24 protein-coding genes are annotated in these 20,671 nt (G+C 55.3%); 5 read left to right on the top strand and 19 right to left on the bottom strand.

The features are described 5' to 3' along the window. Positions 1 to 24 precede the first annotated feature (24 nt). Positions 25 to 849: a toll/interleukin-1 receptor domain-containing protein gene (locus NL112_RS21560; protein WP_123539442.1), complete on the top strand. Its 825-nt coding sequence runs from the start codon at positions 25 to 27 to the stop codon at positions 847 to 849. A 155-nt stretch (positions 850 to 1,004) separates the two neighbouring features. On the opposite strand, the gene NL112_RS21555 is transcribed toward NL112_RS21560, so the two are convergent. The 7 genes from NL112_RS21555 to NL112_RS21525 form a co-directional block, all read right to left on the bottom strand. Beyond that, positions 1,005 to 1,574 carry a hypothetical protein gene (locus NL112_RS21555; protein ID WP_164471888.1) on the bottom strand — a complete coding sequence of 190 codons (570 nt, stop codon included), beginning with the start codon at positions 1,572 to 1,574 and terminating at the stop codon, positions 1,005 to 1,007. 935 nt (positions 1,575 to 2,509) lie between these two features. After that, a complete protein-coding gene (locus tag NL112_RS21550; protein WP_123539439.1) occupies positions 2,510 to 2,731 on the bottom strand; it encodes a hypothetical protein in 222 nt (73 codons plus the stop codon). Positions 2,732 to 2,750: 19 nt separating this feature from the next. Continuing rightward, on the bottom strand, positions 2,751 to 3,242 hold the full coding sequence (locus NL112_RS21545) for a hypothetical protein (RefSeq protein ID WP_254841554.1): 492 nt from the start codon (positions 3,240 to 3,242) through the stop codon (positions 2,751 to 2,753). A gap of 10 nt (positions 3,243 to 3,252) precedes the next feature. After that, positions 3,253 to 3,462 (bottom strand): hypothetical protein, encoded by a 210-nt coding sequence (locus NL112_RS21540; protein ID WP_254841553.1) that lies wholly within the window; start codon positions 3,460 to 3,462, stop codon positions 3,253 to 3,255. Between the two features lie 142 nt (positions 3,463 to 3,604). Beyond that, on the bottom strand, positions 3,605 to 4,141 hold the full coding sequence (locus NL112_RS21535; protein WP_254841552.1) for a metal-dependent hydrolase: 537 nt from the start codon (positions 4,139 to 4,141) through the stop codon (positions 3,605 to 3,607). A gap of 70 nt (positions 4,142 to 4,211) precedes the next feature. After that, positions 4,212 to 5,219, bottom strand: coding sequence for a hypothetical protein (locus NL112_RS21530; RefSeq protein WP_254841551.1), 1,008 nt, complete (start codon positions 5,217 to 5,219; stop codon positions 4,212 to 4,214). A gap of 654 nt (positions 5,220 to 5,873) precedes the next feature. After that, positions 5,874 to 6,761, bottom strand: a complete 888-nt coding sequence (locus NL112_RS21525) for an N-6 DNA methylase (protein ID WP_254841550.1) — start codon at positions 6,759 to 6,761, stop codon at positions 5,874 to 5,876. A 901-nt stretch (positions 6,762 to 7,662) separates the two neighbouring features. Here NL112_RS21525 and NL112_RS21520 point away from each other — a divergent pair. After that, positions 7,663 to 9,060 (top strand): Cdc6/Cdc18 family protein, encoded by a 1,398-nt coding sequence (locus NL112_RS21520; RefSeq protein ID WP_123539434.1) that lies wholly within the window; start codon positions 7,663 to 7,665, stop codon positions 9,058 to 9,060. A 353-nt stretch (positions 9,061 to 9,413) separates the two neighbouring features. Beyond that, the gene (locus NL112_RS21515; RefSeq protein WP_255152962.1) at positions 9,414 to 9,770 is read left to right on the top strand and encodes a hypothetical protein; all 357 of its coding nucleotides are present in this window, start codon (positions 9,414 to 9,416) and stop codon (positions 9,768 to 9,770) included. A gap of 255 nt (positions 9,771 to 10,025) precedes the next feature. Here NL112_RS21515 and NL112_RS21510 read toward each other — a convergent pair whose 3' ends face one another. Together NL112_RS21510 and NL112_RS21505 are read right to left on the bottom strand one after the other, a co-directional pair. Next, complete coding sequence (locus NL112_RS21510; RefSeq protein WP_049984742.1) at positions 10,026 to 10,331, bottom strand: hypothetical protein; 306 nt, start codon at positions 10,329 to 10,331, stop codon at positions 10,026 to 10,028. 6 nt (positions 10,332 to 10,337) lie between these two features. Next, positions 10,338 to 10,937: a DUF7995 family protein gene (locus NL112_RS21505; protein WP_255152961.1), complete on the bottom strand. Its 600-nt coding sequence runs from the start codon at positions 10,935 to 10,937 to the stop codon at positions 10,338 to 10,340. Positions 10,938 to 11,323: 386 nt separating this feature from the next. On the opposite strand from NL112_RS21505, the gene NL112_RS21500 reads away from it, so the two are divergent. Beyond that, entirely contained in the window at positions 11,324 to 11,608 is a 285-nt protein-coding gene (locus NL112_RS21500; RefSeq protein ID WP_254841547.1) for a hypothetical protein, read from the top strand. A gap of 44 nt (positions 11,609 to 11,652) precedes the next feature. Here the strand turns inward: NL112_RS21500 and NL112_RS21495 are convergent, their stop codons facing one another. The 4 genes from NL112_RS21495 to NL112_RS21480 form a co-directional block, all read right to left on the bottom strand. After that, the gene (locus tag NL112_RS21495) at positions 11,653 to 13,200 is read right to left on the bottom strand and encodes a rhomboid family intramembrane serine protease (RefSeq protein WP_049984739.1); all 1,548 of its coding nucleotides are present in this window, start codon (positions 13,198 to 13,200) and stop codon (positions 11,653 to 11,655) included. Between the two features lie 106 nt (positions 13,201 to 13,306). Then, positions 13,307 to 13,789, bottom strand: a complete 483-nt coding sequence (locus tag NL112_RS21490) for a hypothetical protein (protein WP_123622939.1) — start codon at positions 13,787 to 13,789, stop codon at positions 13,307 to 13,309. A gap of 236 nt (positions 13,790 to 14,025) precedes the next feature. Then, positions 14,026 to 14,697, bottom strand: a complete 672-nt coding sequence (locus tag NL112_RS21485) for a hypothetical protein (protein ID WP_254841546.1) — start codon at positions 14,695 to 14,697, stop codon at positions 14,026 to 14,028. A gap of 426 nt (positions 14,698 to 15,123) precedes the next feature. Then, positions 15,124 to 16,005 (bottom strand): hypothetical protein, encoded by an 882-nt coding sequence (locus NL112_RS21480; RefSeq protein ID WP_254841545.1) that lies wholly within the window; start codon positions 16,003 to 16,005, stop codon positions 15,124 to 15,126. A gap of 105 nt (positions 16,006 to 16,110) precedes the next feature. Here NL112_RS21480 and NL112_RS21475 point away from each other — a divergent pair, with 105 nt between their 5' ends. Next, positions 16,111 to 16,485: a hypothetical protein gene (locus NL112_RS21475; protein WP_081926995.1), complete on the top strand. Its 375-nt coding sequence runs from the start codon at positions 16,111 to 16,113 to the stop codon at positions 16,483 to 16,485. 9 nt (positions 16,486 to 16,494) lie between these two features. Here NL112_RS21475 and NL112_RS21470 read toward each other — a convergent pair whose 3' ends face one another. From NL112_RS21470 to NL112_RS21445, 6 genes are all read right to left on the bottom strand, one after another. Beyond that, positions 16,495 to 17,007, bottom strand: a complete 513-nt coding sequence (locus tag NL112_RS21470) for a hypothetical protein (RefSeq protein WP_254841544.1) — start codon at positions 17,005 to 17,007, stop codon at positions 16,495 to 16,497. An 87-nt stretch (positions 17,008 to 17,094) separates the two neighbouring features. Next, a complete protein-coding gene (locus tag NL112_RS21465; protein WP_254841543.1) occupies positions 17,095 to 17,859 on the bottom strand; it encodes a CPBP family intramembrane glutamic endopeptidase in 765 nt (254 codons plus the stop codon). Positions 17,860 to 17,915: 56 nt separating this feature from the next. Then, a complete protein-coding gene (locus NL112_RS21460) occupies positions 17,916 to 19,001 on the bottom strand; it encodes a hypothetical protein (RefSeq protein WP_254841542.1) in 1,086 nt (361 codons plus the stop codon). 59 nt (positions 19,002 to 19,060) lie between these two features. After that, positions 19,061 to 19,744: a hypothetical protein gene (locus NL112_RS21455; RefSeq protein WP_254841541.1), complete on the bottom strand. Its 684-nt coding sequence runs from the start codon at positions 19,742 to 19,744 to the stop codon at positions 19,061 to 19,063. Then, positions 19,741 to 20,181, bottom strand: coding sequence for an N-acetyltransferase (locus NL112_RS21450; RefSeq protein WP_254841540.1), 441 nt, complete (start codon positions 20,179 to 20,181; stop codon positions 19,741 to 19,743). Before NL112_RS21450 ends, NL112_RS21455 begins: the two co-directional genes overlap by 4 nt. 65 nt (positions 20,182 to 20,246) lie before the next feature. Further along, positions 20,247 to 20,645 (bottom strand): hypothetical protein, encoded by a 399-nt coding sequence (locus NL112_RS21445; RefSeq protein ID WP_254841539.1) that lies wholly within the window; start codon positions 20,643 to 20,645, stop codon positions 20,247 to 20,249. Positions 20,646 to 20,671 lie beyond the last annotated feature (26 nt).

The raw sequence follows: 20,671 nt of genomic DNA, 5'->3' as shown, positions 1-20,671 counted from the left end.
GCATCACACGCAACGTGGGAGATAATGACCGAAGAACCTGAAACCGGCGAATCCGCGGAGGAACGGGAGGAAGAATACGACGCGATGATCTCCTACTCGCACGAAGATTCCAAACCCGTAGCAAACGCGCTCTACGACGAACTCACCGCGTACGGCCTCGATGTATGGTACGACGGCGTCGAACTCGGGATTGGAGACAACATCCGCTCCTCAATTGACCGCGCCCTCACGGAATCCGAACACGCTGTCATCCTCATCTCCCCGTCGTATTTCGAGGGGATGTCCGAATGGGAGCTCGATGGTCTCGTGCAGAAGCACAATAAAGCGGACGAGAACGTCATTCTCCCACTACTGCACGGGATGGAGTTTGAAGAACTCCAAGAGGAAAGTCCGAGTCTCGCTAATATAATCGGCGACAAAGTCACCGAGGACAATATCAACGAGATCACTGCGAAGCTGTACAACGCTATTGAGTCGCCCGACGAGACGCCGAACCTGGACGACGTGGAGGGCGTGGATCGCGTTGAGCTCGACGTTACTATGGAAGACTTTGTGGATATCTCAAAAGGGTCGAAAGTAACGGTCGAGGAATGGCGGACGAGCGGCACGCCGCACACCGCGGGGGTGACAGCGGTCGAGCTCACGGTCGAAGAGAGCGGGCTCACCTACACCGGGTCGAATTTCGTCGGGACAACGAAAGTCATCAAGGACAAGCCGCTCGAAGGCCACGTCTCAGACATAGACGAGAAATCAGCTGGGAATACGGAATTCACGCTGCGCCTCCCGCAAGCCCGGTTAGATAAACTGTCCGACGACCGCGACGACTACAAATCCGGGCTCGTTGGGTGACCGGGATGACGCGCCCCGACGCGAATCATGGTTATTGATCTGGTTCTGCGCGTCTTCGCGCTCGCCGTCGCCATCAAGTGATTACTTAATTGTCTGTATTGACCGCAACCGGGTCAGAATATATCATATGCTGAGGATTTCAACAGAGCCAGATCTCACGAGGATGGGAGCTTTTTGCGAATTGCTTTGCGGAACCACTCACCTCTATCTATATCTCTGTTATCCCACTCCCTACGCTGGATTCTGAATAGGTAGTTCAGCTCGTGGACTATCCAAGTGACCCACGAAAGGAGAACGAACACACCGAATAGTAACTGTATTTGCGGATTCAATTGGTATGATTGGAGGAGGAAAAACAGTCCAGAAAACAGAAGCAGTCCGGAGTATCTGAGAGCTGTGATTTGTAGATGAAATAGGACTACTCGAATGTCACTAAAGAGTTCTAGAATGAACGTGAGCATCAAGAAACCAGCACAGACAGTCAGAACTCCAATCGTAAGTTCCTGATAGTAGCCCATCTGGTTATCTTCCAGTATAAACTGAATCACCACTAATACGATAGCAAACAGGGCGACCGATTCTGATGCTGTTCTATCAACCACCGACATTGAATCCTCAGAGGAGGGAGCTTCGGTAGTCGATGCTGGATTGATCAAAATCTGACCAGCGGGAACGGATATAAAAGCGCCAAGTAAAATGAGATATACCAATCCTATGGAAATCATCTAACTATTCACGGTGTTCAAAGCAGTAGTCGTGTTCTCGCCCTACTGCGGTTTTACATCCCGATTCAGCACAGGTCTTCTGTAATGCCTCGGTTTCAAATTCGTCGTCAGACATACTCAATCTCGGTGTTTTGGACAAAATTCGTGTTCTCGGCCTATGGGAGTGTCACATCCCGACTTAGCACACAAGCTAAGCTTTCGATCTATCTCAAAGGGGTCATCGTCCGACATAATCACCTTCGGTGCTTCGGACAGAATTTGTGTTCTCGCCCAATGCTGGCTTCACAGTCGTCTTCGAGGCACACTTTAACATTAGCCGATATACTCAGTTTATCTTCATCATCAGACATAGCGGAGTAGATTAAGCCTCCCGGTGTTTGAAGCAGTAATCGTGTTCCCGACCAATGCGATTGTCACAGCCATTTTCCCTACAAACTCCTTGGAGCATCCGCCTCTCATCATCTGACATTATTCTCGATGTAGGGGGCAGAAATCGTGTTCCCGGCCAATTTGATTGTCGCAACCGGGCTTTGAACAAGTTACATATCGCTTAATTGGCTCTCTATCGTCTCCACTCATACATCAAAGCTGTAAATCTCGATATATCAGTTTTGCGGGTGTCAAAGAGATAGAGAAAAACTGCGAAGATTACCAGATTTGTTCGACCGCACTCCCTCGGGTGTCCGAGTCTGAGTGGAGGTACTTCATCGTCGTCGTGACGCTTTTGTACCGGAGTTGTTCTTTCACGTGGTGTGGGGTCAACGTGGTTCGCCCAATACATTGCGACCCCGTGACGGATGCTGTACCACGAAAGGTCTTCCTTCTGGTTCTCGGGAATCGGGACGTTCCCGACTCGATGATTCAATCAAGGAGGCCGTTGTATTGAGTGAACGAGAGGTGAAGAAATAGTGTGACAACTGTTCTATGACACCTTATTAGGCGGTCTTAGTTGGCGAGGGGATGGTATTTTGAGGAGTGTCCCATTCACTGGGGTACTCAATCCCAGCGTCCTGATTGATTGTGGTCTGGACAGCGCCGGATGACTCAACTTCGACGAGGACGTCTTCGCGACCGAATCGAGTCGCGAGGAAATCGTGGATCTCTTCGGCCGGGGCGATGACAGTCTCGGGAGCGTCGTGTGCGGTTTCGATCGTCATTACTGAATTACGGCTTATACTACTCGTGTGAGCGATGCTGTTCGAGTCGGTCCTTGACCGCGATGATGTTGTCCCGAAGGTACTGGGCTTCTTGGGGGTTGATCTGTCCGTTGTTGACCAGGCTGTTGACGGTATTGTGGAGGGCTTGGATGTGCGCGTTGATCTGCATCTGTTCTTCAAAGGTATCGGCTTCTGGATCGTAGAGAGCAGCGAAGTCGTAGCACATCCGGTAGGCCTTCCCGCAGACTTTGCAGACGACGGGAAGTGAGACAGTTTCAGACTGCGGATCGATGTCTGCCTCAATGTCGGGGGAGGGGTCGCGAATCAGCCAGCCACCCTCGAGGCATTCGTGGGTTTCCCAGCAATCCCAGTGTGTCTCGCCCTCGAGGTGGGTGTCGTCATCTTCATAGAGGTTCTTCGTTTCGCGTTCGTCAGCGAGCCCACCACAGATGGCGCAGGTTACACTGTGAGCGTCGATCCATCGGTCGTCGGTCAGGTCGGATTCAGACATATGTGTGCTGTCAGTCGGGGAAGTCGATCGCGTCGGGAACCGTCACGAGGTGGCAAGCTGCCTTGTTGAGTTCGTTGGTGTCGACGGCGATCCCGAGGAGTTCCTCGGTGGCTTCTTCGTAGGCGGAACGCGTCCCGGTCGGATTCGACGTATCTGGAAGTCGCTGGTCGAGAGCCTTGCGGAAGCGTTGCTCTGCGCGGTGTCGGGAAAGACTACCCATACGTGAATTCCTCCATCAACAGAGGGGAGATAGAAATTCGCTCGATGATCTATCCGAGTTACCCCACGTTGGGGGCGGTCCTCCCCTTCTCGTGGGGTAACTATTAGAGACAGACTGCTCGATAAGCGCGTTAGAGCCACGGTTACGCGCCAATCGTCGCGAGGACCTGCGGGATATAGATGGCCGCTCCTGTGGCACCGAGTCCAGCGACGAAGAGGGCGTTGTTTGCCGTGCTGTTCGCTGACGTCGTAAGCTTCCACGTGTACTCCGTGTCGTCCACGGGCGCGAACGGTTTGATCCCCATCGGCGTGATCACGTCACCGAGGAGGTGCGTCGTGAGCCCCAGCGCGACGAGAAAACCGACGCCGAGTGCAGGAAGAACGAGAGATGGAGCGCTTGCTGTTGACAGCGTCCCGTTTACTGTATGTGTTCCCTGAAGCGCCGCGGCCCACGTCACGGCCGTAGCGATCGTGGACGCGACGATAATGAACCAGACGGTGTGCGTGATGCCCCGGTGCGAAACGAAGGGGATACGCTGGTCGATATCAGGGATCGGTGCCACGCCGGCGACGATGAGAATTCCTACGAGGGCTTCTCCAGATGCGTGACTAACGGTAAGGAAAAACGCTAGCGATGAGAAGACGAGAAGAGCGAGTCCGTAATGACCACGTCGATGCATCTCTGGAGCCGTAGCTCCATCTTCTTCGTCCGACAAAAAGACTATTCCGGGGGGTGATAATGTCTCATCCTCACTGTGGAAGCGCGATGGCTTCAAGAACCTCCTCGACTGGCTGTTTGAGGATAGGCTCGATGAGCAGCGGGGAAAGCGAGGAGGCAACAACGGTGGTCGCTCGCTCGGTCTGAGTCGCACAGGCGGGCGGGATCGAATCAGGTATGGGGACAGGCACGCGGTCGTGGTGAGCTGATGGCTCATTCTCCTTGGCCCCCTTAAGGTAGACGCGATCCTGCGTCGCGGTGAGACGCAAGTAGTCGTAATCTGTCTCGTTTGGTGCCAGCCGCTCGTAAGTAGCCGTTCTGAGGCCGTATTTGGTGAGCGTCCATTCCTGTTCGTCGGTGTCGGGGAGGTGCGTTCGGATTGTGGAGGGCTCTGTATGGAGTTGGGCAACGACCGTCGCGACTGCGGTCTTGATGTCTTCAAAGCGTGCGTTCGTCCCTCCGGAGACGCCGTAGTCGCCGTCGTTGTTCTGGACGCTGTGGCCGCGTATCCCGGAGAGTCGCGCCTTATCGCTGGTGTCTGCCTTCCGAACCTGTGAGGGGTTCCCGTAGCCGGTCACGAGTTCGGTCATATAGTGCCACATCCCGTCGCGGTTCGCTCCGGAGTCGTTCAAGTAGACGCGGTGACGGACGATCGACCCGCCTTCTCCCCATCGTTCGTCGAAGACGCGTCCCGAGGCTCGGTAGGTGACGGTTGTGTCGTCGTGATAGTCGAGTTCCCACTGGCCGACACGAGTCGGGGTGACCTCGAGGCCGTCGGGAAGATCGGACGTACTGAAGACGTCACGGTCGGGGGTGAGTGCCATGACCTGGTCGACATCCAAGAGCGCCGAGGGGGATGTCTCCTCGAAGGACGCGCGGACCACCTCGTAGAAGTCGTCCAGCGGCGTTTCCACCGTGGATTGGGTCGTATCAGACTTGTCAGTCGTCGACGCGGCTGCGGGAGTACTTGCTGAGCGATCGGGTGTCGATTCCTCGGTCGTCGTGAACGCATCAAGCTGGGATTGGGAATTCGATGGCATCGTGTGAACTCCGTGATGTTACGAGCGAGCAGCGGGATCGGGCTGGTCGTCGACGCGAGTGAGCGTGTAGTCGTCGTTCCTATCGAGGTAGCAGTGTTGTTCACATATTCGTCGATGGGTCGCAAGCTGGTTGATATCGAGTGCGCTGATAGAGTGTGTGGACGTCTCGAGCGGAGCCAACAATCGTCTTCTCAAGGACACGTCGCCCGTCACGGATGATAGGAGAGAATTGCTCGCTGGCGATCCGGAGGATGGCGTCCAATCTCGTGCAATTTTCGAAGTGGGTAGCAGGAAGGTCGAGGACGAACACTTGACAGGTGACCAGCTGATCGTCTACGAAGTTCCCTTGGACGTGATCGCGGGGATCCGTAGTTGGTTTTCGGATGTGAGTCGGGCCGAAACAGTACGCTCGGTAGACCTGCGCTTCGGTGGTTTCTTCGCTGGCCTTGAGATGAGGGTTTCGCTCGAGGAACCACGCACGGGTGGTCATCGGTGCGGGCCCGATTGCAGCTACGACGCCAGACTCGGTTTGTGCGAGACCTCGTGGAGGCGGCGTATGGTCCTCAAGGGCCTGGAAAAGTTCTCGAAGGGCTTGACGCCGGTTCGCCTCGGATTGGAGAACAACGGACATTGTGGAGTGTGGAATACAGATAGTTATTCGCTGAAGGCGTCAAGCGTGACGTTCTCGATGGTATCGGGATCATCAATCGTGACGGCGTCCTCAACGTTTCCTTCGGAGAGGTCGCTATCGTTGTTGGTGTCGTCCTGAGCGGAGCCATCGGCCTTCTCAAAGCTCGTTATGATGGGTGCGTTGTCAGGGTCGAGTTCAGTGATAGCCCCGTTGACGGTTGAGTCGGTAAGGATTCGCGTGGGATGGTTTACTCGCCATACGTGCCACGTCTCGTAGGTGAGGGAGTTTCCGTGGACGACGTACGCGGGGATGGCGTGGAGTGCAAAGTTGATGACGGCCATATGAGCGCACGTCTTGTCGATGTCGCGTGCAACGACAACGGTGGGCGTGTTAGGTGAGATGTGACGGAGCTGCTGGACAGCGTGGAACGGGAGTCGACCACTCCCGCACGCCGGATCGCTGATCGTGATAGGGTCCTCCTGAGAGGCATCACGAATGCCTTCGGGGGTGCTGAAGAGCATCTGAGCCTTCGCGATGGCGATATTCTGGGATGTGAAGTGCTGGCCGAAGGCATCACTGTTAGCTCCGTAGTATTCGTAAATCCCACCGAGGAGTTCCGCCGAGTGCGGGTATCCCGGAACGGTCGTTTCCTCCATTGTATTGACGAGGGCTCCGAGTGCAGTCCCATAGGTCTCGAGAACATCTCTGGTGAGATCGTCGTCATCGTGGAGACGATCTGTGAGGTCGTGAACGAGTTCAAGGTAGTCGTCGTCGTTTCGACTAAGAGCGGTGACGATGAAGTTTAGCCAGTTCGTGAAGATGTCGTATGTGCGAAGGCCCGTTTTCTTGTGGACTTCATCGAGATGCTCGGTGATTGGTTCGTATGTACTCGGGTCAGGGATGGAAGCCATCGACGAATCGCCTCAGTTCAACATGGGGAGGGAAAAATCCAGAGAGGGGACACCCCACCAGTTCCGGCGTAAGGAGAGGCGAAAATCACCCCACCGGTTCCGGCGTTATCGCAATGGGGTCACCCCTAGACTTCCGTCGTAAACGAGGGACAAATCGTATGAAGTCTCCAGATCTCGGGAGGGGACACCCCACCAGTTCCGGCGTTAGCGTGCGAATTTACTCTCTTTAGATGAAAGTAAGAGCGGGATGAGTGGAACCAAAAGACGGAAGAATAGCTCCAGAACCCTCGTCAAGAATGAATACTTTAGGATACCACGGACAGATGAGAGACGAGAATTGGTCTCGGGAAAATCCTATCACTACTCGATGACGGACCCACACCCCTTCGGTTCCGTCGTTAGATAGACAAGGGCAACGCAGCTCAAGATCACGATGACCAGACACACCCCACCGGTTCCGACGTTAGCGGCCGTGAAAAGCGGTAACTAGACTGAGAATAGCAGAAGCCGTCTGTATTCTGTCCCACGATAAGAATATGTAAAAGTTGAGTTAGTTAACCCTAGCTTTATTACAATACAGCTTGAATAACTCCGCGGGACGAAATACTAGAGAGGAGGAAGCGGAGCGACTGGTAGGTTCGAGATGAAAATCAGTAACGGGGTGGAACGTCCAGAAACGCCGTAGAGACGCGTTCTATCCACTAAACCGCGATTGTACGTATCCTTCCCGTGGGGGGTACACGTTCATCGGTAACGACGGAACCGAAGGGGTGTGTGTGTTGGGTTCCGTGATTGTTCGAAAATCGAGATAGTCCTTCCAGTAGACCTTCTTTCGTGGTAGATTTACGTCGGAAGTCGAGGTGGGAATACTTTTAAGTAATCGGGTTTCGTCGGTGCCTCTATGTCAAACGGCACCTCGACTTCCGATGAAAGTCGAGATTTGGATTCTACGTCTTCAGACGGTCAAGACGACCAATCTCGCGTCCAAACATCGGAACCGAAGGGGAGTCCAGACGAGAATGGAAAACCGCCATCAAGCGACGGGGACGGTCAACAATTCAAGGTTGACGACCCGCTCTTTTCTAAACGGAAGGGAGTTTTCCAAAATAAGGAGATGGTCCGTGTCGGTTGGGTACCTGATGGCGATCGAATTGTCGGACGTGACGATTATATTTCCACTATCAGCAGCTGTCTGAACGACGCTGTCTATGGTGGTGCCCCAAATCACATCTCAATTACTGGGAAAACAGGAACGGGAAAATCTCTTGTCTCCCGATACGTCACTCGTCGAGCTGTCAATGCGGCAGTTGATGATATCCGAATAGGCCATACGTATCTAGACTGCTCGAAATCCTCAACTGAAGTCCAAGTCATCTCGACAATCGGCCAACAGCTGAACGACGAGGATATCTATGACGAGGATGAGGACGTCGTGAAAATGCCCGATACCGGGCTACCGAAAGACAAGTTCTACAAACGCCTCTGGCAGATTCTCGATCACTACGATTCGGCTATCATCATTCTCGACGAAGTCGACCTTCTCAAGAGCGACCACGTTCTGATGAGTCTCGCGAAGGCAGTCGAATCAAATGATACGTCGTGTCAAATCGGAATTATAGCAATAAGCAATCAAATCAACTTCTTCGACGAGTTGAACCCACGCACCAAGAGTGCCTTCCAGACTCAAGAACTCAATTTCGACCCATATAATGCAAATCAGATTCAAGAGATTCTTCGCGGGCGTGATGACGCATTTCGTGATGGTGTTCTTACTGATGAGGTCATTCCTCTTGTCGCGGCTTTCTCAGCCCAGGAACACGGAGATGCACGGAAAGCAATGCGGTTATTCAGGACCGCAGGAGAGCTAGCCGATCGTGAGGGAGCTGACATGGTCGAAGAAGACCACGTGCGAAGAGCCCAAGACGCACTTGAAAAGGATCGATTCCGCGACTTCCTCCAGGGAACCCCCACTCAAATGAAAGCGGCTTGTCTCTCGATCGCTGCTAAGTCACTTTACTCGCGTGATGATTACATCATCACAGGTGAACTCTACGATGCGTACCAGCAGATCACTAACGCGATAGATATGGACACGATTGGGATACGGCGGTTCCGGGATATTCTTGATGAGATGCAGCTCAGCCAGGTAATCGAAACTAAGGAGGTAAATATGGGAAAAGGCGGTGGCCGCCACAACTCTCATCGGTTACTCCACAATCCTGAGGCTATCCTTGATATCGTAATGGAGGATTCTCGATTCGGAGATATCTCTAAATCCTCGCTGAAACGGTTCGCCTGACTAATTAGATGTTATACTGATGAGATGTACCTTCGTTTAGTCCACTCGTCGCGACGGGGCACAGTACGTCCTTCACGGTTCTCCCAATCAGTACTCGAGACGGGTTTGATCCGATCGAGTTCGAACCCAGCGGCTCGGTAGCAGACTCCAGTGTTGTCGTCGACGCCGGCGATCGCGACGAGCCGCTTTCGGTCGGTATTCTCACGTACCCAGTCTCGAAGACGCGCAAGCATCCAACTCGACGTATTCGGTGGGCGATTCGGGTGATTCGCAAGCCGTGTAACATACAGCTCTTCACGAGCCCCGTCGTAACTGTATGTGTACGGCTGTGCGAGTACCGCCACTGAGTACGGATGCCCCTCGTGGGTAGCGATGAATCCGGCCTTCCATTTCGCGACACCGCCGAGGCGGTGGTCGATGCGGCCGTCCGGACCACCGATAAGAAGGTGATTGACGAGTTGCCGACTCCCTCGTCCACAAACGCGGTGGACTGTGAGGTCGGTGACGTCCTCGAGAGGCGGTGGCGTGACACGCTCGGGTTCCCAATGGGAGACCCTCCAATCCGGTTTTTCACCAGGTTCGACGTCCATCCGTGGGAAATCCGGCATTCCCGCTGGTGGGTATGTACGCCACTCAGGATCACTCGAATGGAGCGCTGCGACCATCGACTCATCGGCAGGGAGCCGTTCCTGGAAGTGAACGACCAATGAACGGCCTCCTCGAGTGAGCTGAATGTTAGTGATGACGCGACGTCGGTAAACAGCCTTCACCTCGGGAATTGGGAATCGACTTCGAGAGTCGATGACGGTTCGCTCAAAGATGTGATCGCCGGCGCGAATCGTCGATGCGAGCTCGGTTGGTTTGTTGCTGGCCAGCGAGGAATGGTCAAGAGGTGCTGGTTTTGACCCGTCACGAACGGGGAAAGCAAGTTCTGACATACTGAAGAGTCGACAGAGTGATGGCGGTTACTCGGTCTCCGGAGCGATGTGGTGGAGGGAGTGACCGTCTGGGGTAAACCACTCGCAGTCGAAGGAGACTGATCGGGGGATATCCCCACAGCCGAATTCGAGGACTGCTTCGACCGTCTTGTCGTCGACGATCGTGACGCGGTATAGTTCGCCGTCGTAGGAATTCCAGTACCGCTCGCCGATTGCAACGTCGGTCCGTCCAGTCGTCGCGAACGCTGTTAATTTCCCGTCCGGAAGCTCTACCCGGAAGGCTATCCGATTCGGGTCGTTAAGCGTCTCGAAGAGCTGTGGCTCACTCGGCATAAAGCGCTAGAAATGGACGTCGGCGGGGACGAGCCATCCCCGGGACATCTGATCATCTTCTTTTGTGGCCGCTGCGGCGTCACCGTCGCCGCCGGAAGTACCGGACGAGGCGTTGTGTAGGCGATCGACGTATTTGTCGACGGCCGTCGGTGATACGAGACCGCCTCCGTATTCGTTATAGATGTACACTGACGGTCCTCGACATTCGGCGAGCTGTCCCAGGTGGAATCGTACTCCGTCGACGTTGTTCATCACGTCCTCAACGGAGAGATCGTCGACTTTCGATTGGAATTTTGACAATGTATCTCCGAACTCCTCCGTTTGTTCCTTGAGCGCATCATCGAGGAGTGCTTGTCCCTCTTCGCTGTCGAGTGGGAACGCTGGAGCGACCGTTGTCTCGTCGACAGTCTCAGAGCTGCCATCACTGATGACGTTCGCGACGTGCGGCTTGTAACGTGAGTCCGATTGATCGAACGTCCCGTAGTAGTCGTAGACACTGGCAGTATCGACGCCGACACCGACGAGTTTGTCGAGGGCGCTGTGAGCGCGGGCGAGGGCGTCGTCTTGAGTGGTACCGGGAACAAGTACGCGGATAAGCTGGTGCATCTATCGATGGAACCTCCACTCTTCGTGGAGGGTGAGAAATTCTCGGTGAAGGGTGTGATGTACAGCGTATAGATGGTAAACTACTGTGTCCACGCTGTGAGGTTTGCTTGCCGGACGGCAGGCGGATCGGTGTCATTGCCGATTACGGCGGCAGCATAGTTGCGAGCGATCGTTAATGCGATGTTGGGTCCGTATCCGTCGGGTGGATTTCGGATGTCGACCATCTCAGTTTCGTGTGCATAGTCCCACGGGGCGAGCGCGACGGTAGCGTTACCGCTGTCTCGCCCCACTTTGACGACAAAGTATGGATCTGTTTTAGTGGTCACTTCGAGACCGACTGCGGTCGTGCTCCCCGTAGGTCGCTGACCTTCGTGAGTACCTTCTCTATGGTAGTAGACGATTTCCTCTCTGCTCTCGATGTAGTAGTGCGTGAGTTCATAACCGGGTGGAGGGTCGAACACAGCCTCGTTATCAGCAGGGTGCTTCCAAGCGCCGGGAGAGACTGCTTCCATCCAATCGACGGCTTTGTCGATCGCTCGGACAACACTACCCGAACGGTGGTCCTCCACGGCGTCGACGGTCGCGACCGGAGCACGGTTGTGGAAGTCTTGTACGCGGTCGTCGATGGCTTTGACAGCTACCTTGTCGAAGTGGTCGAAGCCGGCGACTGATTGAGGGGCATCGGGAGCTGTCCAGACGTGAAAGAATCCAGTACCTATTCGATGTCCAGTATCAGACCGCACTCACCCTCGAACCTGGGAGCTTCATTATACTCAATCAGTTTCTTTTCTAACTCCCCGAGTTCCATCTCGATGTCGTCAAGCAGTTCAGCAGCGTCGACTGCATCAGAGTATCCTGATACCGACTCAATATCGTCAATATGCATCTGCGGAGCTCTGGCGTACATACGGAACATGTACGGTTCCTTTCGGCTGTTCGCAAGGGACCGCTTGTAGTGATAGAGCATGATCGGTCTCCTCCGAAATTGGTCAGTATCTCCAAGCAATCGGAAGTGTTCGTCTTCCTCCTCTGCGCTGGTTTCGAAGGCGTCACCGACTGCTGATTTGAGATCCTCTTTGTCCTTGCCCGTCCGCTCCAACAGTAGCACTCGCTCGAACAGCCATTTGGCGTAGTTCTCCTCAAGAACATCGACCTGCCTCATATCAGGATACACGTCGATACTTAGGGTATTCACGAAATCATCGCGAATATCCAAAAATTCAGAGTATAGGTTGTCTATATGATCTACAGAGTCTCGGAGGTCTGAGGCGTGATTCGTTGTGAGATCTTCGAAGTACGGATCCCCTCGGAGACTCACCGGAACTGCGTGCATCGAATCTCTATCTACGAATAGCGGGACATCAGTCTCACGAACGGATGGGAAATATTCTAACCACTTGTCAGTACGAATCTGGAGGGTATCGGCATGGTTCCGTTGGGTCTCCAATTCCAGTTCACGTCGGAAGAGGTCGGCGCTCCGTCTCGTGTGGTCTGCGTACCAGATCGTGATGAGAACCAGGATGATCGTGGCTCCGGCTTGGACTGCCGTTGAGGTTGCTGGGTTCTCTGGAATCACTATCAGGAGGTAGACTATCACTGCTGTCTCGGCCAAGATCAGTACCAAGAGCGCCGTTCGGAACGGAGACTCTCTGGCTGCCTCGATTGTTCTGGAGATAGAACTCTCCACCTGAGACCTCGCGTAGACGAGTCCCAGAAGAATTCCTATGATTCCACCGGAGACATGGGCATATCCACCATTGTTGACGTAGATGTCAACAGCGTACTGTGAACCAATTACGAATGGCCCGAGGATGGCAAGGACATAGCGGACATTCTCCAATGGATCGTTCCACCCATTCGGCCGGTACAACGCCAGATACACGATGGCATAGAAGCCGACGACTCCCATAATTGCACCACTCGCCCCAGCTCCGATGTTGTCAGTCAGGTTTGTGTGGATGAGTCCTGCGAGGAGACCAGTTAAGACGTAGACACCAAGATACGTCTTCCGCGCTACGTATCGCTCCAGCACCAGTCCGTATACCAGAATCCCAACGATATTGATGCCCAGGTGTCGGACTGTTCCGTGAGCAAACAAGGAGAGTATCCATGCCGGTGTGGGATCGAATCCTGGAGTAAAGAGAAACCAGAACTCGAACGTCTCTATTCCCAACTGGGCGATGGTGAGAAGTTCTAGTAGATAGGTAATGAGGAGAATCACTATGAACGAGAGAGTCAGCCTCTTATTTGAGAGGAAAGTCATCACACGACTCATAGTGCTCGAATTCAAACAGCAACAAAATAAAATGTCTCATACCCGTTGAGTCGGAATTTGACCCTCAGCTTCGACTGAGATCCGTCCCAACGTATCAGGTTAGGAAGATTCCGGTCAAACAGAACGCAACTATCGAGAGCGTCGTGAGTGCGAATGAAAGCATAATGTGCCTAGCGGTGGATCGGTTCTCTTCAGCGCTATATTGGAGCATATCTGAATAACTCCTCAATAATACTTCTTCTATATCTTCAATTTCTACATCGGGAAAGTGCTCAATAGCCGAGTGACTAACGCCGATGTGCGTCCGGATTCCAAAATAGGTGAGTTCAGCCATCAGAATTGAACCCAACCACGCTAAGACCGCGACACCCCCAGATATGTACGCCTTCGTCGGGATTGGAGTTATACCGACACTGTTTGCTAAGAACGAACCTGCTGTAAGAACCAGGCTCCCTACTAAGAGGTTAATTTTAATTACCTCAATCGAATGATCACTGAATTGATTCTGATTTTCGATTAAGTGGTCTAAGGATGAACGTGCCTCCTCACTCATTCGACCGTATTTTTCGTCAGCCATATGAGATTCAGCCACTGGGATGACAATAAATTGGCTGGGTGAAGGTACTTGGTTCTCGATCTCACCTAGCCCAAGTTGTCAATATCTCTGTTCTCCTGAATGAACGTTACGTAGATCTCGAGCACCTCTAAAATCTCTCGAGAGGCGTTTTTACTCAAACACAGTGTATATCGCACACCTATCCTATCAGTCCTTAGAGTTGTACTAAATGAATCTCTGGATTTTTTACAATCCCATTAGAACATATCGAGACCGGCCTGCACGGGGTCGGTTGGACCTGCTGTCCCAGTGGACGTACTCTCGGACGTCTCGACTTCGACGCCGAGTGTCTGTCCGGGGAGACTGGGGAGGCTTTGGAGAAGCCGTTCGGAGTCCTCACCGGCCGCGAACCACTCGGCGAGAAATTCTGCTGCCGTTGTCGTGGAATCGTGGAGCCAGAATGCCGTCGGGACACCGTCGGTTTCGATGTCGAGTTCATTGACGTGCTCGGTGAACCAGCGGTCGCGGTCGCGCTTGAGCGCTTCGCGGAGGTCACGGGCTCTATCGCGAATTTCGTCGTCTGCGGGGAGGATCGGGGAGTTCGAGGGAAGCATCGCGTCCATTTCCTGGTCATTGCCGGCGATCCCGTCGAGGTACTGGCGGAAGGCGTACTGGTAGAGGCTGACGAACTCCGCGTTCGTGAATGCGGCGTGCGTGAGGGAGGCCGTCGAACAGAGTGCCGCGAGCTCGCCCCACGTTGCGACGGGTACACGCTCACCTGTCGGAGTGTCCTCAACGAGTGCGCAGCGTTCCTCGTGGATACCGTCTTCGAAATTAGCGGCGCCGGCGGCGTGGTCACTCGCGACGACCGGGTCAGCGGTAACGCGATAAGTCTGGATCTTGGTGAAGGTGGCTGTGTCGATCTGCATAGTCAGGAGGAGTGGGGTGCTTGGGAAGGCTCTCGTCGACCGTGTGAAGTCTGCAGGACATCGGGACTCATGAACAGGCTGGTGACGGGTCGTGTGGCTGGTGGTCGGTGCTATCGAGTGAATCGCAATCGGTCGTATTGCCTTGAGTGGGACACGACGGACAAGAAGCAGGGTCGTTGTCGTGTGGGCAACGGAGAGGAGCACCGTCCCGTTCGAGGACGGTTTGGACCGTATCGAATTGGACGACGATGATGGTGTCAGTCGCGACGTGATAATAGACGTCAGCGTCGACAACGGTGTTGTCGAGGACCTCAACAGGGATGGCGTCGTAGAGCGCTTCAGTGAGCGTAATCGCGGGCGACCCGCGAATAAGCCACTGCAGTTGGGGGTGGCTCCCCGAGTCTGCGATAGAGTGCGTCATCGTGATCACCGTTGCTTCCGGGGCGTGTGAGTGGCGGCGACGGTCGGGCTGACGAACCGACGGGCGCGCTGCGGGATGTCAACACCGACGTCGATCGGGAGAAGGTACTTGGCATCAACGTCTCCTTCGTAAGCGTTGGCGAGACAAGACGCAGCCGCCAGTTCGTGTTTGCACATCACCGCCCACTTGTTCGTCTGCTTGTAGGGACAGCCACAGACGACAGCGTCTGACCAGGGAAGGAATGCGTAAGTGGACCCGCTGGCGAATTCCCCGACGAGAAGCGGTGCCGGGAGAGTGATCCCGTATTCGGCGGGCAGGATGTGGTTATCGAGCTGGGCTTCCCGAATGATGTCGTCTACATCGAGGTCGTGTTCGTCGGCATACTCGATGGGATCGGTGTTCGCGTCGACGATGACGACTCCGTGGAAAGTGTTTGCGTGGAGGGGGAGGAGGGAGTCGGCTGTTCCTTGAATAGTGTCGAGATTTTTCGGGATGAGTTCCGTGTACCACTTTCGGCGATTGGCGCGAATCTGCTCGAGCTCGTGGTAATGGGGTTCGAGCTCACCTGTGAGGAAGGCAGGAGCCTCGTCGAGGAAGTCATCGAGGCAGTCGTAGGAGGGGAAGAACCGGCGTTCGCTTTCGTAAGTATCGACGAGCGTTTTTTGGATGTACTGCCGGGCGAGCGGGGTGGGGGCGTGGGTGTCGTGAGACAAGAGCCCGCCAGCCTCGATGATGTCGAGACGGATGCGGTGCTCGATCGGTTCGGTCTCCGGTGGGTCACTACCCGTGGTGTTCTCATAGTCTGGGTGTGATGCGTCGAGCGCGCCTGGGGGAAGTTCGAGCGGTGGGAGGTGCTCGTCCGCCGGGGTGATCTGGTGGGTAGACATCCGTAGTTACCTCCACCTCCTGTGGGGGGCGAGAAAGCAACCGGAGAGTGCTCATCGCGAGTTACCCCACAATAGTTATGGATGTGCCCCTCTGTGGGGTAACTAATGACGGACGACACTGAGCGCCCCTCTGGACCTAATCTTCCGGCACACGTTCGAGACACGGTGGACGAATTATCGGTCGAGGAGCTGGAGGACTTGGCTGACTACGCACAGGCTCTCGCCAATTGGAAGCGGGAGCAACTACCTGCGTCTCCAGATACCGCTCCAGAGGATGCCGTCGACGATGATGTCGTCGAGGACCTCGAGGGGCAGGGTGTCTCGGTGGATCCCGACGACTACGATGATGTCCCCGCTACAGGGGCCTACATCACGGTGAAGGAACCGAAACAGGGATACAGGTATTATTATTGGCAATGGCGAGACGGTGACAGTTGGAAGAACGAGTATATCGCGCCTGTCAATCCGAAGGGGGACTGATCCTGGTGATTAGATGACGGTGACGTTTCCGAAGACGCCCTCGAATTCTTTGCGACCGAGGGTCGGCGATCCGCGGAGCCAAGTGTGGTGGGCGCCGCGCTGGACTTTGAGATAGGGGTGGCCGCCGTCGTTTCGGAGCATCTTGAGCTGCTTACACCATTTTCCTTTTTCGTTTGTACCGATCTCCGCGAGAAGCCCTTCTCCACCCTCCTGGTTGTCAGCCCAATCGGCGAGAACATCGAAGTTCGCGGGTGAGAATGGATCAACGGGGAGCGTATTCCGGACTTCCGTAATGATGTCGCGGAGTTCGTTGGGGTAGAAGACGACGGGAGTCGGATCGGGGTGGTCGTTGACGGTTGGATCGTATGTGGAGTCGAATTCGTAGCCGATTTCAGCGGTTTGATAGCCCGTTGCGGCCCGGCCGTACTCTGAGGGCCGATCGAGGTCTGTTGGTGTCACGATTGCGAGCGACGTGGTGCCGTCGTCGTCTCCCCAGTTCGCTTCTGCTAATGCGAAACGCATAGCCCACTCGTCGTATATCCGATATTAAAAAATACCGGTAGAATAGGTGTGAACAGCGGGATGGCTTGGGTGAGACCGGGACGGCCGTTAGTAGAGGTTACTGAGGCCGAGATTGGCGAAGAGGATAGCGTTATAGCTACCGTGAATGAGGATCGGGACGAAGAGTGAGTCGGTACGCTCGTAGGCGAAGCCGAGGATGAGTGATAGCGCAAAGAGTGAGAGGAGGACATTTCGGATGCCGCTCAAAGATCCCTGCAAGGCGAAGAGATGCACGCTCGCGAAAAAGAGGCTGGCGAGGAGTATTGCTCCGATGGCAGAGAAGTGCCTGCGGAGATACCCTTGAATGAGGCCGCGAAACAGGATTTCCTCGCAGGGTCCAGTGATAAGAAGGGATAGGACGATGAGCCCGCCGAACATCGAAAGGGAGGCGTGTTTGGTGGCCTCGATCGCAGCCGCGTTCTGTGCAGTTGGAGCGTTGAAAAACGTGAAGAGGGACGTGAGTACGTATTCTGTGACAATCATCACGAGAATGCCGCCGAGTATCCAGCGGGCGTCGCGGTGGGTCGGACGACGGAAGCGAAGGCCTGCGGGGAGGAGGTCCGTTTTCCAGTAGAGGAGACCACTGACAAAGATCGCATATCCGAGTTCACTAAACGCGGCGGAGGCGAGGAAGCGTGCCGTCTCTGACTGCTGGGCAACTGGGGAGGCCTGATCGAGAACGACGATGCCCACATAGCCGACGATGAGACTGGTAATGATCGCGCCGAAGATGAAGACGAGTACGAGGACGATGGAGCGAAGCGTTCGCCAGAGGTAGATGACGTCCTCTTCGAATGTACTATCTGTGGCCATCGCTATTCGCGTCGTGTGTATCGGTTGCAGGCTCGCTGGTATTAACGGTCGGTGATTCAGGCAGTTGTGTAATCGTTGGGTTCGCTCTGTTGAGAGGAAATGTCAGGATACGTGTCGGAACAGGTTGGGCCAGTCTGGTCGACAATTGCGGTGAACGCGTCTCGGTTGAGGCTCCAGCCGAGAGCGCGGTCGTAGTCCGGCGTGGGCGAGCCCGTTCCGCCGACGAGCTCCTGAAACTCGACGGTCATCCTCGCTTGACTCCCTGGTGCGTCGCGCCATCGGATGACTGTTCCCCCAGTGCGGTCGTTGGTGTCGACGGTGACGGTACCGAAGCGGTTGTCGGGATCGTCGTGATCGAGCTTTGGGTTGCAGAACGCGGCGACTTCAGAGGCTGAGTAAAAGCCGTCGTCGCGACCACGGTTCGTCTCGACGGGAAACTTGAAATCGTCCTGCTCGGTACAGCGGAAGACTCCTGAGAGTTCATACTCGTCGACGGTTTCACTCGTGGTGTATCCCGATCCGAGCGCGGGAGAGTCCACTGTGCCCGTAGAAATGAGGAGGGCTGCGGTATCCGGTTCCGGGAAGGGTCGAACGTACCGATAGATGTGTTGGCAGTCGGTGTTCGTACACTGTCGGAGTTCGACGGCCTTTCCGGCCTGCTGTTCGATACGTATCGGTTCGCCACTGCGTTCTTCACACGCGGGGCAGACGCGATGATCGCTATCGGGCGTCCAGGTGTGGAGACAGTCGAGGCGGTCTTCCTCGAGGCGGTAGACGCGGTCAAACCGCGCAAGCAAGTCACTCGGCTGCGGGGCGCGATCGTCGTCGTCTTCGGGGAGGTCGTGTGTCCACGCGATGCCGGCTATCGACGACTGCTGGTTGATGGTGCCCCCGATGAGCCGCCCTTGTGTGCCGTCTTCGGCGACGACTGAGAGCGGGCTGTGGAAGATCCCGAAGTTTCGCTTGACGACCGCGTATTCGGTGCCATCGATCCAGAGAAGGTCGCCTTCGTCTGCCGCGTAGAGGTCTTCGGCTGTCTCCACGGAAGCCGTTACTCGCTCCGCAGGAGGTTGTTCGAGGACGTGTCCCTTGTAGTCGAGCCCCGTGAGCTGCGCTTGAGGAGTTCTGGTTGAGTCGGTCATAAGAGGCGCTCGCTGTCTATCGGCGACGAAAAAACTCCACCTCCCGGCAGTGCCAAACGTCAGTTGTCTCCGCGAACGTGGTCACGGAACGCAGTTCGAGTCTGTCCCTTCTCGAGCATCTTCCGAGTGAACGCGCGATACTCACAGCGTGCGTGGCCGAGGACTTGCGGATCGAGTGATCCGTCCCACTTAACGAGTTCGCGGATGTCGACACCACTTCCCATCGAGAGAAAGACTGTGACCATATTTTCGGGCCCCCAGAGTTCATCTCCAGCAAGGATGGCGTTCGCCTCCCAAGGGACGCCTGTGATCTTTTCGGAGAGTTCACGGGGGTTCCAGGGTATCCCGTCGTCGGCCGACGAGACGTCCGTAACCTCGGGATTCGACATCGTGCGATCCTCTTCGAGGGTGAAGAACACTCGGGCCTCGTTGAAGCCCTCACACGGAAAGTAGAGGCGGCGCGCGGCGCAGTCCTCGCAGTAGGTCGCGAGTGGCGTGAGCGGGCGCTTCCCAGGATGCTCGCGTATTTTGGACTGCCAGACGGGATGGTCGGGATTGAGGACGCGGTCGGTAACGTACTGTGCGACACGGGGAGTGCTCGAATAGGCGACGCCAGCGGCGCAAAAGTCGCAGATGAAGCGGTCGGGATGGTCGTGCTTCGTCTCGTACGTATGGCCGTCGTAGAGATCGAGGAGCTGTGCAACGGTCCAATCGGGGTTGATACGGGTGTCGTGGTCGATCATCGGTTACCTCCTGATCGGGACGCCGTTGAAGCGGACGTTGAGGATACTGCGGTAGTGTCGCTCTCCATGTCGAATTGGTCTCCCTCCCCGACGTCGTTGACCTGTATATCGTACCACCGAAGCTCGCCGTGGCGACCCTCCTGTTTCCGGTGGAACGCGGTGGATTCGACGAGTCTGATACCTGCCAGATTTTCCTTGTGAACGCGACAGTGGAGGCGCGAATACTCGTCTTGGAATCTGTCCAGAATTGCGGTCGCGATGCCTACCCGTCGTGCGATCGGTGTGACGGCGAGTCGACTCACGAACGACATCTCGACGGTATCGACGACTGCCATTCCGAGTCGGTCGTCGTCGAGAAGGGCCTCCCACGCCTCTCCCTGTTCTTCGGCGGCGGCCAGATTTGGGACATCGTCTATCTCGTCGAAGAAGCACCACACGGCGTTTGGCGAGGGCCGTGAGTATCCGACAGCAAGTCGGGATCGGTGTCGATGGATGCCATCGGTCAGGTGGTCAGATTTTGGTACGGGACGTGCGAGAGGTACGTCCGGCACTCGGGGCAGATCACCGAGAGGACGGGACCGTTCGCGTCGCCAGTCTTGACGTACTCGAACTCGCCGTGACTCGAGTTATAAATGTCTTCACTGACCGTCATGGCGCTCAGGGCTTCGGTCCCACAGATGGGACAGGGCTCTCCGAATCCCCACTCTGGTTCGTGAATTGATTGCCGGATTTTGAGTGCGTCGGACGGAAGCTGACGGAGGAGTTTCTGGACGTATTCGGGACAGACAGTATCATCGTCCGGCGATTTGGTGGGGATGAGGAGTGACTTAAGAACGTCTGAGGGGGATTGATCTTCGGAGTCGATTCGCTCTTCTTTGATGTTGATGACGATGACTGTCATGGAGGGCTTGAGAAGAGAGCTGCCTG

It is taken from the genome of Halorarius halobius, assembly GCF_024298865.1.
Lineage (GTDB): Archaea > Halobacteriota > Halobacteria > Halobacteriales > Haloarculaceae > Halorarius > Halorarius halobius.
This window is presented reverse-complemented; position numbering and strand designations above follow the sequence as displayed.